This is a genomic window from Acidiferrimicrobium sp. IK (genome assembly GCF_025499425.1).
Taxonomy (GTDB): domain Bacteria; phylum Actinomycetota; class Acidimicrobiia; order Acidimicrobiales; family Palsa-688; genus Acidiferrimicrobium.
This window is the reverse complement of the sequence record NZ_JAIMCB010000001.1, coordinates 693,183-709,200: the sequence shown is the minus strand read 5'-3', so window position 1 is coordinate 709,200 and position 16,018 is coordinate 693,183. Positions and strand designations below refer to the sequence as shown.

Here is a 16,018-nt window from a genome sequence, read left to right as displayed (position 1 = left end):
GACCGCAAGCCCGCCCACCGCATCGCCCAGTTCGCCCTGGCCGTCACATTCCTGCTCGTCGCCAAACTCATCGACTGGCGAAACCGCTGGTCACCGGCATCAACACCAATCCGCTGAGCCTCTTAGCACGTTCTTCAACGCTTGCAGCCCTCGATGCTGCAGAGCCTTGATCGCTGCGGTGCTCTTGCCGAGGGCCTGCGCGGTCTGCTCGAGAGTCAGGTCGGCCACGAGACGCAGCAGGATCACGTCGCGCTGGTCGGCCGATAGCCGCCCGCACAGTCGCGCGACCCGCTCGGACTCCAGATTGGCGATCGCTTGAGACTCGGTGTCGCGGGCGGGGGCCGGCTCCGGCGACGCTTGGTCCTGGGACACCTGGACGACGCGGCGATCCCGTCTGCGGCGGTCGTCGACCACCCGTCGGTGGGCGATGCAAAACAGGAAGGATCGGAAGTCGCTCTCGCCGCCGTGGAAGGCGGGCAGCCCTTGGAACACTCCGAGGAACACCTCGCTGGAGAGATCTTCGGGGTCCCACGCGCCCTGCGCCCGGAGGTATCCGACCACCGACGGGACGAACGCCCGGTACAGAGCCTCGAACGCCCACGCAGTGCCCGTCGATGCCGCGGCCAGGATCGTGTCCACCTGTTCCGGCGAAAGGTGCGGTTCCGTTGCCATAGCCCACTTGTAGGGTCGACGCTCCAGGGGTCCCGCTGAAGTCGCCTTCCCTCGTCCAGCAACGACGCCGGCTCCCCAGGCGGCCTTGGCACTGTGGTCGAGTGAAACAAGCGCCGGGCCACAGCTACCCCGACTGGGCCACGACCCTTACCGGTCGCCCTCAGATCAGCCTCCGGAACGACGGTGGCCGCCCCCAGAGGGGCGGCCACCGTCACAACGTCAATGCAAGCCGAGCACTAACCGGCGCTCAACCACATCGGTCGAGCGCTAACCGGCGCTCTCTTCGCCGCTGGCCCCGAAGCCGGGGGCGGCGGTGTCGGTACCGAAGTCACCGAACGAGCCGACCAGTCCGCCGTCGGCGCCGTCGCCGGCCGTCGGGCCGATCGACGCCAGCCACGCGGCCAGGTCCTCGGTGCCGGCCTCCTCCTCCGAGCTCCAAAACGTCATGTGCTCGGCTTCGGGGGCGTCCATCACCAGGTCCCGGTACCGGGTCATGCCGGTGCCGGCGGGGATCAGCTTCCCGATGATGATGTTTTCCTTCAGCCCGTAGAGGTGGTCGGACTTGCCTTCGATGGCCGCCTCGGTGAGGACCCGGGTGGTCTCCTGGAAAGACGCCGCCGACAGCCAGCTCTCGGTGGCCAGCGACGCCTTGGTGATCCCCATCAGCTCGGGGCGGCCCTCGGCGGGCCGCTTGCCCTCGGTGACCAGCTGACGGTTGGCCTCCGCGTAGTTGCGGGAGTCGACCCGCTCCCCGGGCAGGAACGGCGATTCGCCCTGCTCGGCGACGAGCACCCGGCGCAGCATCTGGCGGACGATGAGCTCGATGTGCTTGTCGTGGATCGACACGCCCTGGTCGCGGTACACCTGCTGGACCTCGGAGACCAGGTACTGCTGGGTGGCCCGGATCCCCTTGATCTCGAGGAGCGCCTTCGGGTCCTTCGGACCGTCGACGATGGAGTCGCCGGCGGCGATCTCGCCGCCCTCGTGGACGCCCTCGGCCAGCTTGGCCCGGAGGCTGACGTTGACCGACCACTCCTCGCCCTCGTCGGAGACGACGGTGACCCGCCGGGCGTTGTCCTCGTCGGCGAGGCGGACCACACCCGAGACCGGCGACAGGATCGCCGCGCCCTTCGGGGTGCGGGCCTCGAACAGCTCGACGACGCGGGGCAGACCGTGGGTGATGTCCTCACCGGCGATACCACCGGTGTGGAAGGTACGCATGGTCAGCTGCGTGCCGGGCTCCCCGATCGACTGGGCGGCGATGACACCGACCGCCTCACCGAGCTCGATCTCGAGGTTGGTGGCCAGCGACCGCCCGTAGCAGGCGGCGCAGATGCCCTGCTCGGCGTCGCAGGTGAGCACCGAGCGGCACAGGACCTCGGTGACCGCAGGGTCGTCGCGGAGGGTGACCATGATCTCCGGGGAGATCATGGTGCCCGCCGGCAGGACCGTGCCGTCGGAGAGGGTGACGTCGCGGGCGATCACCCGGCCGTCCATGCGGGTCTCCAGGTAGGTCCGGGCCCGGTCGTCGTCTTGGTGGACGTCGCGGATCCAGATGCCGCGAGTCGAGCCGCAGTCGTCCTCCCGGATGATCAGCTCCTGGGCGACGTCCACCAGACGCCGGGTCAGGTACCCGGAGTCGGCGGTGCGAAGCGCGGTGTCGGCCAGGCCCTTGCGGGCGCCGTGGGTGGAGATGAAGTACTCCAGCACCGACAGGCCCTCACGGAACGAGGACAGGATCGGGCGGGGGATCATCTCGCCGCGGGGGTTGGAGACCAAGCCCTTCATACCGGCGATCTGGCGGACCTGCTGCGGGTTACCGCGGGCGCCGGAGTCGACCATCATGTCGAGCGGGTTGAACGGGATGGCGTGGAGGGCGTCCTCCATGGCCTTGCCGACCTCGGAGTTGGCCGAGGTCCAGATCTCGATCTCCTTCTGGCGCCGCTCGTCGTCGGTGATGATGCCCCGCTTGAACTGCGTCTCGGCCTTCTGGGCCTCGCCTTCGTAGCGTTCGATGATCTCCCGCTTGGTCGGCGGGGTCCGCACGTCGTTGATCGAGATGGTCAGCCCGGACTGCGCCGCGTACCTGAAGCACAGGTCCTTGATCCGGTCCAGGCTCTCGGCCACCTCGGCCCGGTTGTAGCGGTCCGCGAGGACCTCGACGATCGAGCCGATCGAACGGTTCCGCTTCCCGACGATGTCGTTGACGAAGGGGAAGTCCTCCGGCAGGGCGGTGTTGAAGATGATCCGCCCGGCGGTGGTCTCGATCTCCGTGGCCTCGGTGGCGTCGGCGACGGGATCACCGGAGGTGGCGACGTCGTTGCCGCCGTCGGCGACCAGCGCCTCGTTCTCGCCGGCCTCGGTGCCCCCGGCGACGACCTGCGGCCGGCGCCACAGGATCTTCGCGTGGAGGTCCAAGTCGCCGCCCTCGTACGCCCGCAGCACCTCGTGGAGGTGGCGGAACACCCGGCCCTCACCCGTGACGCCGTCTTTGACCAGCGTCAGGTAGTAGGCGCCGAACACCATGTCCTGGGTCGGGGTGACGATCGGGCGGCCGGTGGCCGGCGAGAGGATGTTGTTGGCCGAGAGCATCAAGATGCGGGCCTCGGCCTGCGCCTCCGCGGACAGCGGCAGGTGGACGGCCATCTGGTCGCCGTCGAAGTCGGCGTTGAACGCGGTGCACACCAGCGGGTGCAGCTGGATGGCCTTGCCCTCGACCAGGACCGGCTCGAACGCCTGGATACCCAAGCGGTGGAGGGTCGGGGCCCGGTTGAGGAACACCGGGTGCTCCTTGATGACCTCCTCGAGGACGTCCCACACCTGGGTGCGGCGCCGCTCGACCATCCGCTTCGCGGACTTGATGTTCTGCGCCAGCTCCAAGTCGACCAGGCGCTTCATCACGAACGGCTTGAACAGCTCGACGGCCATCTGCTTGGGCAGGCCGCACTGGTGCAGGCGCAGCGTCGGGCCGACCACGATGACCGAACGGCCGGAGTAGTCGACGCGCTTGCCGAGCAGGTTCTGGCGGAACCGGCCCTGCTTGCCCTTCAACATGTCCGAGAGGCTCTTGAGCGGCCGGTTGCCCGGGCCGGTGACCGGACGGCCGCGACGGCCGTTGTCGAAGAGGGCGTCGACGGCCTCCTGCAGCATCCGCTTCTCGTTGTTCACGATGATCTCGGGGGCTCCGAGGTCAAGCAGGCGCTTCAGGCGGTTGTTGCGGTTGATGACCCGGCGGTACAAGTCGTTCAGGTCGGAGGTCGCGAACCGGCCACCGTCGAGCTGGACCATCGGGCGCAGCTCCGGCGGGATCACCGGCACCGCGTCGAGGATCATCGCCCGCGGGTCGTTGGCCCGCCGGCCGTTGTCGTCGCGGCGGTTGAACGCGGTGACGATCTTCAGGCGCTTGATCGCCTTCTGCTTGCGCTGCACCGACAGCGGCCGGCGGCCGTCGACGGGGTCGATGGCCTCGCGGAGCTTGATCTCCTCCTCGTCGAAGTCGATCTCGCCGATCAGCTGGGCGATCGCCTCGGCGCCCATGCCGCCCCGGAAGTAGTCGCCGTAGCGGTCCTTCAGCTCACGCCACAGCAGCTCGTCCTCGATGATCTTGCGGCTGTGGAGGTTGCGGAACTCGTCGAAGGAGCGCCGCACCAAGTCGATGTCGCCCTCGGCGCGCTCGCGGATGCCGGCGAGCTCCTTGTCCACCTGGCGCTGGCGGGCCTTGATCTCGGAGTCCTTGGCGCCGTCCTTCTCCAGCTGGGCCAGCTCGTCCTCGAGGGCCTTGAACCGCCGGTCGAGGGCCAGGTCGCGGTCGCGCTCGATCTCGCCCAGCTCCTCGAGCAGCTCCGCCTCGAGGTTGGGGATATCCGCGGTGCGCTTCTCCTCGTCGACGAAGGTGACCAGGTTGGCCGCGAAGTAGATGACCTTCTCCAGCTGCTTGGCCTTCAGCTCCTCGCGGGCCTCGGTGCCCATGAGCAAGTAGGCCAGCCAGCTGCGGGTGCCGCGCAGGTACCAGATGTGCACGACGGGCGCGGCCAGCTCGATGTGGCCCATCCGCTCGCGGCGGACCTTCGAGCGGGTGACCTCGACGCCGCAGCGCTCACAGACGATGCCGCGGAAGCGGACCCGCTTGTACTTGCCGCAGTAGCACTCCCAGTCCTTGGTCGGACCAAAGATCTTCTCGCAGAACAGCCCGTCCTTCTCCGGACGCAGCGTCCGGTAGTTGATGGTCTCGGGCTTTTTGACCTCGCCGTTGGACCAGGTACGGATCGAGTCGGCGGTGGCCAGACCGATCCTCAACTGATCGAAGTTGTTCACATCGAGCATGTGGCTCAGAACCCTCTCTCTGCTGCTCGGCGGGCATCTTCCTCGTCGGAGCCGCGCTCCGGTCGAGAGATGTCGATGCCCAGTTCTTCCGCGGTGCGGAACACGTCTTCGTCCAGCTCACGCATCTCGATCTCCTCGCCGGTGAGCGAGAGGACCTCGACGTTGAGGCAGAGCGACTGCATCTCCTTGATGAGCACCTTGAAGCTCTCGGGGATGCCTGGTTCGGGGATGTTCTCCCCCTTGACGATCGCCTCGTAGACCTTGACCCGGCCGAGGACGTCGTCGGACTTGATGGTCAGCAGCTCCTGCAGGGCGTAGGCGGCGCCGTAGGCCTCGAGGGCCCACACCTCCATCTCCCCGAAGCGCTGGCCGCCGAACTGGGCCTTGCCGCCGAGGGGCTGCTGGGTGATCATCGAGTAGGGCCCGGTGGAGCGGGCGTGGATCTTGTCGTCCACGAGGTGGGCCAGCTTCAAGATGTACACGTAGCCGACCGAGATCGGGTTGTCGTAGGGCTCGCCGGTCCGGCCGTTGTACAAGGTGGCCTTGCCGTCGGTGCCGATCAGGCGGCCGTCGACGCCGTAGGTGGTGCCGGGGGCCTCCGGGTTGAGGGTGGCGAACACCTTCTGCATCGTCGGGTGCCGGCCGGCCTCGAGCTCCTCGTCCCAGTGGGCGCCGTCGAACACCGGCGTGGCCACGTGCACCGACGGCTGCCCGATCGGGCGGGTCTTCTTCTCGGTGCCCCGCTTGGGGACGGTGGCCAGCTCGTTGCCTTCCCAGCCCCAGCGGGCGGCCCACCCGAGGTGGGACTCGAGGACCTGCCCGACGTTCATCCGGGACGGCACGCCGAGGGGGTTCAAGATGATGTCGACGGGGGTGCCGTCGGCCAGGAACGGCATGTCCTCGACCGGGAGGATCTTGGAGATGACGCCCTTGTTGCCGTGGCGGCCGGCCAGCTTGTCGCCCTCGGAGATCTTGCGGCGCTGCGCGACGTACACCCGCACCAGCTGGTTGACCCCGGGCGGCAGCTCGTGGGCGTCCTCACGGGAGAACACCCGCACGTCGATGACCTTGCCGGACTCGCCGTGGGGGACCTTGAGGGACGTGTCTCGCACCTCGCGGGCCTTCTCGCCGAAGATCGCCCGCAGCAGGCGCTCCTCGGGGGTCAGCTCGGTCTCGCCCTTGGGGGTGACCTTGCCGACCAGGACGTCCCCGGCGGACACCTCGGCGCCGACGCGGATGATGCCCCGGTCGTCGAGGTCCTTCAGGATCTCCTCGGACAGGTTGGGGATGTCCCTCGTGATCTCCTCGGCGCCGAGCTTGGTGTCGCGGGCGTCGACCTCGTGCTCCTCGATGTGGATCGAGGTCAGCACGTCGTCGCGCACCAGGCGGGAGGAGAGGATGATGGCGTCCTCGTAGTTGTAGCCCTCCCACGGCATGAACGCGACGAGGAGGTTCTTGCCGAGCCCAAGCTCGCCCATCTCGGTGGAGGGCCCGTCGGCCAGCACGTCACCCTTCTCGACCGAGGCGCCCTCGTCGACGACGATGCGCTGGTTGAGGCAGGTGTTCTGGTTGGAGCGGCGGAACTTGCTCAGCCGGTACACCTTCCGGCCGAGGGTGACCCCGGCCCAGTCGGACTGGCCCGGCTCGTAGTCGACGGTTACGTGCTCGCCACCGACCTCGATCACCAGGCCCTTGCCCTCGGCCAGCAGCACGTCGCCGGCGTCGCGAGCGGCGCGGGCCTCGACGCCGGTGCCGATGAACGGCGCCTCCGGCTTGACCAGCGGCACCGCCTGCTTTTGCATGTTGGCGCCCATCAGCGCCCGGTTGGCGTCGTCGTGCTCGACGAAGGGGATCAGCGCGGTGGAGATGGAGACCATCTGCTTGGGGCTGACGTCCATCAGGTCCACCTCGGTGGGCGGCACGAAGTCAACCTCGGAGGTGGTGCCGTAGGTGGTGCCGCCGGCGCCGACGCGCACGCCGGGACCCTGCGGCGCCCGACGCACCAGCACCCGGTCGTCGACGAGGGTGCCGTCCTCGGCCAGCTTGGCGTTGGCCTGGGCGATGACGTACTGCTCTTCCTCGTCGGCCGCGAAGTACTGGATCTCCTCGGTGACGATGCCGTCGACGACCTTGCGGTACGGCGTCTCGATGAAGCCGTAGGAGTTGATCCGCCCGTACGACGCGAGGTGGCCGATCAGGCCGATGTTCGGGCCTTCGGGGGTCTCGATCGGGCACATCCGGCCGTAGTGGGAGGTGTGCACGTCTCGGACCTCGAAGCCGGCCCGCTCCCGGGACAGGCCGCCCGGGCCCATCGCCGACAGGCGCCGCTTGTGGGTCAGGCCCGACAGCGGGTTGGTCTGGTCCATGAACTGCGACAGCTGGGAGGTCCCGAAGAACTCCTTGATCGCGGCGACGACCGGGCGGATGTTGATCAGCGTCTGGGGGGTGATCGCCTCGACGTCTTGGGTGGTCATGCGCTCGCGCACCACCCGCTCCATCCGCGACAGCCCGACGCGGACCTGGTTTTGGATCAGCTCGCCGACGGAGCGGATCCGCCGGTTGGCGAAGTGGTCCTGGTCGTCGAGGCGGTAGCCGCTCTCGCCCTGCGCCAGGTGCAGCAGGTAGCTGCACGCGGCGAGGATCTCGCTTCGCGACAGGACGCCCTGGCCCTCCTCGGGGTGCTCGAGGTCGATGCCGAAGAGCTCCTCGGCCTTGGCGATCTCCGGGCCGAGCTTGCGGTCCAGCTTGTAGCGCCCGACCCGGGTCAGGTCGTAGCGCTTCCCGTTGAAGAACGCGTTCTCGAAGTAGGCGCGGGCGGACTCGGCCGAGGGCGGCTCGCCGGGACGGGCCCGCTTGTAGATCTCGAGCAGGGCCTCCTCCTGGGTCGGGGCCAGCTCCCGCTCCTTCTCCCACTGCCCCTCGAGGAAGTCGAAGTGGCGGACGAAGCGCTCGAGGAAGCCCTCGTCGGTGTAGCCGAGGGCCCGGAGGAGCACGAACAGGCTGAGGCGGCGCTTGCGGGCCACCCGGCTGCCGGCGGTGATGTCCTTGCCGGGCTTGGCCTCGACGTCGAACTCGATCCACTCGCCGCGGTAGGGGTGGATGGTGCCGGTGACCACGGTCTTGGCGTCGCGGCCGGGCTGGAAGATGACGCCCGGCGAGCGGACCAGCTGCGACACCACGACCCGCTCGGTGCCGTTGATGATGAAGGTGCCCTTGTCCGTCATCATGGGGAAGTCACCCATGAAGACGGTCTGCTCCTTGATTTCCCCGGTGTTGGCGTTTTGGAACTGGGCGCGCACGAAGATCGGCGCGGCGTACGTCATGTCCTTCTCTTTGCACTCCTCCACCGTGAACTTGGGCGGCGGGCGGAGATCCTGATCATCCGGATCGAACTCGAGGATGAGCTTCAGTGAGCCAGAGAAGTCCTCGATCGGGCTGATGTCGCGGAACGTGTCCGCCAGACCCTGCTCGAGGAACCACTTGAACGAATCACGTTGAATCGAGATCAGGTCCGGGAGCGGCATGACCTCGTCAAGGTTGGCGAAAGAGAAGCGCTCCCGGAAGGCGGGACGAGACGGCAAGGGCCTACTCCTGGGGGAGGGTGGGTGAGCTGGCCGTGAGAACGCAGCCGAGCCGCGACGAAGCGGCTCGGAGTGCAGGGAGGGAGACCACGGCAACTGCCCAGTGTAGGCCATCGGGCAGGAGAAGACAACCGCCTTCTGCGGGCATCGTGGATTTGTCGTTGAGGGTAAGGCACTTACGGGCCGGGGTCAAGCGTTTGGGTGTTGAAAAGGTGGGGACAGGGTGGGGAAAAGTGCTGGACAGCGGCCCGGATCGCCCCGGCGGCGACCCCGGCGGCCCGGCGGACGCCGGGACGGGACTGTGGGCGGGGCCGGTCGTGACCTTGTCCTCTACGCCTCGCCGGGCCCGGGATGGTCCGATGAGGGGAGGTAGTCACCCAAGGAGGTGCGCCATGCAGCCCTCGTACCCGGTCCGCCTCGACGGCCACGTCGACCCGGCCGCCCGCCGCTGGTTGTGGGTGGCCAAGCTGGTGCTGGTCATCCCCCACGTCGTGGTGCTGTGGGCGCTTTGGATCGTGGTGACGGTGCTGACCGTGGTGGCCGGCGTGTCGATCCTCTTCACCGGCCGGTACCCGCCGAAGATCTTCGAGTTCAACGTCGGGGTGATGCGCTGGACGTGGCGGGTGCTCTTCTACACCACCGGCGCGTTCGGAACCGACCGCTACCCGCCGTTCAGCCTGGACCCCGACCCGGCGTTCCCCGCCGACTTGGAGATCGACTATCCCGAGCACCTGTCCCGGGGGCTGGTGCTGGTCAAGTGGTGGCTGCTGGCGCTCCCCCACCTGATCATCGTCGGCGTGCTGGCCGGCGGTTGGGGGTTCGGCTGGCCGGGAAGCTGGCGCCTGGCCGGCGGCGGCGGGCTGATCGCCCTCCTGGCGGTGATCGCGGCGGTGACCCGGGCGGTGCGCGGCGAGTACCCGGCCCCGCTGTTCGACTTGTTGATGGGCCTCAACCGGTGGTGCTTCCGGGTCCTCGCGTATGTTGCGCTCATGCGCGACGAGTACCCGCCGTTCCGGCTGGATCCCGGCGGCGACGACCCCGGCCACGGCATGGCCGGCATCCCGCCGGCGCCGGCAGCGGGCGGCCCGCTCGTCGGCCCAGCCGGTATCTGATCCGGTGATCCCCTCGGGGCCGCTGACCCTGCCGGCGCCCCCGGGCGGGCTCACCACCGCGGAGGTCGAGGCGCGAGAGGCCGACGCGCCGCGGGTGGTGGTGGCCGGCGTCGGCGCGGATTCCTACGCCGAGCCGCCTGGCGCTGGAGGCCCGCCGGTTATCGCTCAGCGGGTCGGAGTTGATGGACGGCATCACCTGGATCCGGGGGTGGCTGTCGGTGGTCATGCCGACGAGATCGCCTGGCGGCAGAGGACCGGAATACCGGAAAGGGTTCACGCCGGGGGCCGGCCTCCCAGCCCTATCCACCCGCACGAAAATCCGAGCCGATCGGCACGGAATTCCGAGCCGACCTTACGCCGCTGGCGGTTGCGGGAGGCCGATGTGGTGCTGGTGATCCCCCACCTGGGTCCTGGCGTATGTTGCGCTGATGCGAGACGAGTACCCGCCGATCCGGCTGGTACCTGAAACGGTGATCCCCTCGGGGCCGCTGACCCTGCCGGCGCCCCCGGGCGGGCTCACCACCGCGGAGGTCGAGGCGCGGGAGGCCGCCGGCGAGGACAACCGGTCCCGGCCCGGCGCGGAGCAGACCGGGTGGGGGATCCTGGCCCGCAACACCTTCACCTGGCTGAACCTGCTGTTCTCGATCCTCGGGGCCGCGTCGCTGGCGACGGGCGCAGGACCCGACGCCACGTTCATGGCCATCGCGGTGATCAACACTGCGGTCGGGACGGTGCAAGAGCTGCGAGCCCGCACCGCCCTCGACGCGCTGCGGGTGGTGAGCGCCCCGGTGGTGCGGGTGGTGCGCGACGGGCGGGTGACGGAGATCCCCCAGGAGCGGGTGGTGCTCGGCGAGGTCATGGAGCTGGCCGCCGGCGACCAGGTGGTCGCCGACGCGACGGTGGCGTCGGGGCACGGCGAGTGCGACGAGTCGCTGGCGACGGGCGAGTCCGACCCGGTGGCCAAGGCGCCCGGCGACCGGCTGCTGTCGGGCACGTGGGTAGTGAGCGGCGCGCTGCGGGTGGTGGTGACCGGAGTCGGCGCCGACTCCTACGCCGGGCGCCTGGCGCTGGAGGCCCGCCGGTTCTCGCTCAGCGGGTCGGAGCTGATGGACGGCATCACCTCGATCCTGCGGTGGCTTTCGGTGGTCATGCTGGTCATCGGGCCGATCCTGGTGCTGCGCCAGCTGCAGGTGCAGCCGTGGCGGGGGGCGGTGCGCGCCACCGTCGCGGCCCTGGTGGGGATGCTGCCCGAAGGGTTGGTGCTGCTCACCACCCTGGCGTTCCTGACCGCAGCGCTCCGCCTGGGGCGCCGGCGGGTGCTGGTGCAGCAGCTGCCGGCGGTGGAGACCCTGGCCCGGGTCGACGCCCTTTGCATCGACAAGACCGGCACCCTGACCGAGGGGGCGCTCGAGTGGGGCGGCCTGGACGCCGCCGACCCCGACCCCTGCCACGCGGCCGGCGGCGACCGCTACGGCCCCGACCCGGCGGGCGGCGGCGGGGACCTGGCCGGCGAGTGCCGCCGGGCGCTCGGCGCGCTCGGGGCGTTGCCGGGCGCCAACGCCACCCTGACCGCGATCGGCGCCGGGGTCGGCCCGGCGCCGGGCTGGCAGCCGGCGGGGGACGTGCCGTTCAGCTCGGCGCGCAAGTGGAGCGCGGCGGCGTTCGCCGGGCACGGCACCTGGGTGCTCGGCGCCCCCGAGATGGTCGCCGCCGCCGACCCCACCGGCCTGGGCCCGTCGGTCGCCGCCAGGGCCGCGGCCGGGGACCGGGTGCTGGTCCTGGCCCGCACCGACGCGCCGCTCGCCGGTGACGCCCTGCCCGCCGGGCTGGTGCTGGTCGCCGCGGTGTGGCTGCGGGAACGGATCCGCCCCGACGCGGCGGCGACCGTCGGCTACTTCGCCCGTCAGGGCGTCGAGGTCCGGGTCATCTCCGGGGACGCGGCGGCGACAGCGGGGGCGGTCGCCGCCGCGGTCGGCGTCGAGGGGGCGCTCCCCGCCCTCGACGCCCGGAGCCTGCCCGCCGAACCGGCGGCGCTGGCCGCCGCGGTCGCCGGCCACCGGGTGTTCGGCCGGGTGACCCCCGAGCAGAAGCGGGAGATGGTCGACGCGCTGCGCTCCGGCGGTCACGTGATCGCCATGACCGGCGACGGCGTCAACGACACCTTGGCGCTCAAGCACGCCGATCTCGGCGTCGCCATGGGGTCGGGGTCGGCGGTGGCCCGGGGGGTCGCCAAAGTGGTGCTGCTCGACGACCAGTTCGCGATGCTCCCCTCGGTGGTGTCTGAGGGCCGGCGGGTGCTGCACAACGTGGAGCGGGTGGCGACGCTGTTCCTGGTCAAAAACGTGTACTCGATCGTCGTGTCGCTGGTCGTCGCGGTCGCCGGGTGGCCCTACCCGTTCCTGCCCCGCCACCTGACGCTGATCAGCGGGCTGGCGATCGGCATCCCCGGCTTCTTCCTGGCCCTGGCGCCGAGCGAGGAGCGCTTCGAGGCCGGGTTCGTGGGCCGGGTGGTGCGGTTCTCGGCGATGGCCGGCGCGCTGGCGGCGGTGGCCATCCTGGTCGCCTACGCCCTGGCCCGGGCGGAGAGCACCGCCGGCGCCCCGGCCCGCAGCGCGGCGGTGATGGCCGCCAGCGTCGTGTCGCTTTGGGTGCTGGTCCTCGCCGCCCGGCCGCTGGCGGCGTGGAAGGTGGCGGTGATCGCCGCGGTCAGCGCCGCGCTGGCGGCCAGCTTCGTCACCCCCGGGGTCAACACGTTCTTCAGCGTCGACCAGTGGCCGGGCGGCGTGGTGGTGCTCCAAAGCGTGGCGCTCGGCGCCGCCGCGGCGACGCTGATCTCGGTGGGCGCGGCGCTGCTCGCCCGCCGGCGCTGACCCGCCGGCGCTGACCCGCCGGCGCTGACCCGCCGGCGCTGACCCGCCGGCGCGGCGCGCGCCGGGTCAGCCCTCCTGCTCGGTGGGGCGGATCAGGATCTCGTTGACCGCGCTGTGCCGGGGCTGGGTGACCATGTAGAGCACGGCCCGGGCGATGTCTTCGGACTGCAACCGCTCGATGCCGCCGAAACGCTTCTGGATGTTCGCGAGGACCTCCGGGCGGTTGTGGCTGGCCAGCTCGGTCTCCACCGCGCCCGGCTCGACCAGCCCGACGCGGACGTGGCGTCCGGTGAGCTCCTGGCGCAGGCCCTCGGAGAAGGCCCCGACGCCGTGCTTGGTGGCGTTGTACACCGCGCTGCCGGCCCGGGCGACGCGCCCGGCGACCGAGGAGATGTTGACCAGATCAGCGACCCGGCGGGGCTCGTCGTCGGCGGCGGCGAGGAGGTGGGGGGCCGCCGCGTGGGCGACGTAGAGCAGCCCGGTGAGGTTGAGGCTGACCATCCGCTCCCACTCCTCGATCGGGGCGCCGACCGCGGGACCGAGCAGCATGACCCCGGCGTTGTTGATCACTATGTCGAGGCGACCGAACGCGTCGACGGTCCCGGCGACGGCCGCCTCCGCGGCGGCCCGGTCGGTGACGTCGGCGGCGATCGCCTGCGCCCGGCCTCCGTCTTTGGTGATCCTGGCGACCAGGTCGTCCAGGCGGTCCTGGCGGCGGGCCACCACCGCGACCGCGGCGCCCTCCGCGGCGAGCGCCTCGGCGGTCGCCTCGCCGATACCCGAGCTGGCTCCGGTGACCAGCGCAACTGTTCCTTCAAGGGTGGATGCCATGTCACCACTCCTACCGCACCCCCACCGTTAGCGGAGGACCCCTCCATTACCGATCCGTTGAACCGACCCGTTCGAATGATTCGTTGGAACCGGTCAGCAGATGGCCGGTTAAGGGGCGCAGGCTGGCGCCATGACCGATCAGATGACCGACCCGACCACCGCCACCCCGACCGCCGCGAACGCGACCGACACTCGCAGCGCGGACGCGGCCGAGCGCGCCGACCTGGCCGCGGCGCTTCGCATGCACCGGGCGCTGTTCCTCAAGACCATGGAAGGCGTCAGCGACCGCGACGCGGCCCGGCGCACCACCGTCAGCGAGCTGTGCCTCGGCGGCCTGGTGAAACACGTCGCCCACGTCGAACGGCTGTGGGCCGCGTTCGTCGAGGAGGGCGCCGCCGCGATGGGCGACCCCGGACCGGAGACGTTCGCCGCGCACGCGGCCAGCTTCAGGATGGAAGAGGGCGAGACCCTCGCCGGGCTGATCGAACGCTACGAGGAGGTGTCGGCCGCCACCGCCGCGGTCTTGCACCGGGTGGCGTCCCTGGACCTGTCTCACCCGCTGCCGGAGCGGCCGTGGTTCGAGCCCGGCGCGGTGTGGTCCGCCCGCCAGGCGTTCCTGCACATCCTGGCCGAGACCGCCCAGCACGCCGGCCACGCAGACATCCTCCGCGAGGCGATCGACGGCGCGAAGACGATGGGCTGAGCGCAGGCTCCTACCATCACGCCTGTGGCCTACGACGAGGACCTCGCGGAGCGGATCAGGGAGCTGGTCGGCACCGGGCCCGGGGTCAGCGAGACGCGGATGTTCGGGGGGCTGGCGTTCCTCGTCGGCGGCCACCTGGCGATCTCCGCCAGCGGGCGCGGCGGCGTGCTGGTACGCGTCGACCCGGCCCGAGCCGACGAGCTGGTCGCGTCCGGCGCGGCGCAGACGGCGGTCATGCAGGGCCGGCCGATGCCCGGATGGCTGCGCGTCGGCGCGGAGAACGTGCGCACCACCCGGCAGCTGCAGAGGTGGGTGACCCTCGGCGTCGACCACGCCCGGTCCCTGCCGGCCAAGCCTCCTCGCCGCCCGAAGCGGTAGGAGAAAGCGGCGCCGGGCGTTCAGCCGGCGCGGCCGGCCAGGAACCCGTCGACCATCCCGGCCCACTCCGGTGCTTGGCACAGGTCGTAGTGGGTGGTGCCGGGGATGACCGCCAGGCGGTGGGGGGAGCGCGCCGACCCGTCCCAGCCGGCGTCGCGAAGCCCGCCGCCGAGCAGCCCGTAGAACTCCGCGGCGTGCGCTGGCGGGATGCTGTCGGCGTCGGCGTAGACGAGCATGGTCGCCATCCCCAGGCCGGGGATCTGCTCGGTCCAGTCGTAGGGGCCTCGCAGCAGCTCTCCGGTCTTGTCCATGAGCGTCGGGAACCCGTCGGGGTTCGGGGTCACCGCCCGCCACGCCGCGTACATCGGCGAGTGGCGCATCTGATCGAACCCCGCGGCGCCGACTCGCTCCATCCCGTCGAGGACCTCGGGGAACCAGCCGTCGCGCCGGCACGGCACCGACACCAGCACCAAGCGGCGCAGCAGGTCCCCGTAGCGCAGCGCGCACGCCAGGCTGGCCAGCCCGCCGAGCGAGTATCCGAGCAGGTCGACGGGGCCGGGACCCAACGCGGCGATGACCCCGACGATCTGGTCGGCGAACCCGTCGAAGCTGAACGGCCGGTCGACGTCCGCGGTGTGGCCGTGGCCTTGCAGCTCGATCGCCACCACCGGGCGGCGCTCGGCCAGCGCCGCCAGCGCCGGGCCCCAGCCGCTGATCAGCCCGAACCCGGGGTGCACGAGCACCAGCGGCGTGGCTCCCTCCCCGTAGCGTTCCCAGTACACCTCGACACCGTCGACGGGGACATAACCGCTTCGCTGGGGTTGCACGCCGCCAGTATGACCGTCGGGCCATGAGGGCGGTGCTCCCGTAGCAGGCCGTGCGGTCGAGGCGCCCGCTGTTCAGTCGGAGCCGACTGCAACTTTGATGCGGGTCCGAATGCTCGACAGCTGCTCGGAGGTGATCCGAGAGGCAGTCAGGTTGACGCGGCGTAGCGAGACGCTGGTGACGTGATGGGCCAATGCCCAGCACGTCGTAGCGACGCCGTTGTCGGCGCTTGGTTCGATCCGCTCCGCGAACGACCGGTGCGCCAGCCCCTCATCCCGGGTGAGGGGGACCACGAGCACGTTGGGATAGTCATCGGGGAACAGTTCGTGGTCTTCGACCACTACCGCAGGACGGAGCTTGCCGGGCTCTTGGGGTAGGGAGCCGGCGCGCCAATCAACCACGACGATGCTGCCGGCGGCGTGCCGGCTCACGGGAGGAGGTCGGTCTGCGGCGTCCCGAACTCGTCGAGTTCGCTTCGTGCTTCGGGGTGCTCGGCCAGATGAGCCACCACCCGATCTCCATCCGCCCGGATCGCCTCTCGCCGCACCCGACGGGCCTCGGCCTCGGCGATCTCCCGCACAAACGCGCTCAGCCCCTTGCCCTGACCACGGGCTGCTGTTTCCAGCGCTGCCCGGTCTTCTGAGTTCAGGCGAATGGTCAGCGTCTCACCCATACACTGCATCGTAACACGTCGGGGTAACACGGGCGCCTACGCGCGTATCG

General features: G+C 70.5%; 11 protein-coding genes. 4 read left to right on the top strand and 7 right to left on the bottom strand.

Going from position 1 to position 16,018, the window contains the following annotated elements; translation table 11 throughout:
* Positions 1-99: 99 nt before the first annotated feature.
* The 3 genes from K6U06_RS03430 to K6U06_RS03420 all read right to left on the bottom strand — a co-directional run bounded on the left by K6U06_RS03430 (position 100) and on the right by K6U06_RS03420 (position 8,519).
* Complete coding sequence (locus K6U06_RS03430; RefSeq protein ID WP_262320482.1) at positions 100-672, bottom strand: RNA polymerase sigma factor; 573 nt, start codon at positions 670-672, stop codon at positions 100-102.
* A gap of 267 nt (positions 673-939) precedes the next feature.
* Complete coding sequence (locus K6U06_RS03425; protein WP_262320481.1) at positions 940-4,995, bottom strand: DNA-directed RNA polymerase subunit beta'; 4,056 nt, start codon at positions 4,993-4,995, stop codon at positions 940-942.
* A gap of 5 nt (positions 4,996-5,000) precedes the next feature.
* Entirely contained in the window at positions 5,001-8,519 is a 3,519-nt protein-coding gene (locus K6U06_RS03420; protein ID WP_410050976.1) for a DNA-directed RNA polymerase subunit beta, read from the bottom strand.
* A 449-nt stretch (positions 8,520-8,968) separates the two neighbouring features.
* On the opposite strand from K6U06_RS03420, the gene K6U06_RS03415 reads away from it, so the two are divergent.
* Together K6U06_RS03415 and K6U06_RS03410 are read left to right on the top strand one after the other, a co-directional pair.
* Positions 8,969-9,688, top strand: a complete 720-nt coding sequence (locus tag K6U06_RS03415) for a DUF4389 domain-containing protein (RefSeq protein WP_262320479.1) — start codon at positions 8,969-8,971, stop codon at positions 9,686-9,688.
* A 428-nt stretch (positions 9,689-10,116) separates the two neighbouring features.
* Positions 10,117-12,558, top strand: a complete 2,442-nt coding sequence (locus K6U06_RS03410; protein WP_262320478.1) for an HAD-IC family P-type ATPase — start codon at positions 10,117-10,119, stop codon at positions 12,556-12,558.
* A gap of 66 nt (positions 12,559-12,624) precedes the next feature.
* Here the strand turns inward: K6U06_RS03410 and K6U06_RS03405 are convergent, their stop codons facing one another.
* Positions 12,625-13,389: an SDR family NAD(P)-dependent oxidoreductase gene (locus K6U06_RS03405; RefSeq protein ID WP_262320477.1), complete on the bottom strand. Its 765-nt coding sequence runs from the start codon at positions 13,387-13,389 to the stop codon at positions 12,625-12,627.
* Positions 13,390-13,519: 130 nt separating this feature from the next.
* Here K6U06_RS03405 and K6U06_RS03400 point away from each other — a divergent pair, with 130 nt between their 5' ends.
* A complete protein-coding gene (locus tag K6U06_RS03400; protein ID WP_262320476.1) occupies positions 13,520-14,092 on the top strand; it encodes a DinB family protein in 573 nt (190 codons plus the stop codon).
* A gap of 24 nt (positions 14,093-14,116) precedes the next feature.
* Positions 14,117-14,470, top strand: a complete 354-nt coding sequence (locus K6U06_RS03395; protein ID WP_262320475.1) for a TfoX/Sxy family protein — start codon at positions 14,117-14,119, stop codon at positions 14,468-14,470.
* 20 nt (positions 14,471-14,490) lie between these two features.
* Here the strand turns inward: K6U06_RS03395 and K6U06_RS03390 are convergent, their stop codons facing one another.
* The 3 genes from K6U06_RS03390 to K6U06_RS03380 all read right to left on the bottom strand — a co-directional run bounded on the left by K6U06_RS03390 (position 14,491) and on the right by K6U06_RS03380 (position 15,968).
* Positions 14,491-15,297 (bottom strand): alpha/beta fold hydrolase, encoded by an 807-nt coding sequence (locus tag K6U06_RS03390; RefSeq protein ID WP_262320474.1) that lies wholly within the window; start codon positions 15,295-15,297, stop codon positions 14,491-14,493.
* 72 nt (positions 15,298-15,369) lie between these two features.
* Positions 15,370-15,726, bottom strand: coding sequence for a type II toxin-antitoxin system PemK/MazF family toxin (locus K6U06_RS03385; protein ID WP_262320473.1), 357 nt, complete (start codon positions 15,724-15,726; stop codon positions 15,370-15,372).
* Complete coding sequence (locus K6U06_RS03380; protein ID WP_262320472.1) at positions 15,723-15,968, bottom strand: DUF1778 domain-containing protein; 246 nt, start codon at positions 15,966-15,968, stop codon at positions 15,723-15,725. The genes K6U06_RS03385 and K6U06_RS03380 overlap by 4 nt, the downstream gene beginning before the upstream one ends.
* Between the last annotated feature and the right edge of the window lie 50 nt (positions 15,969-16,018).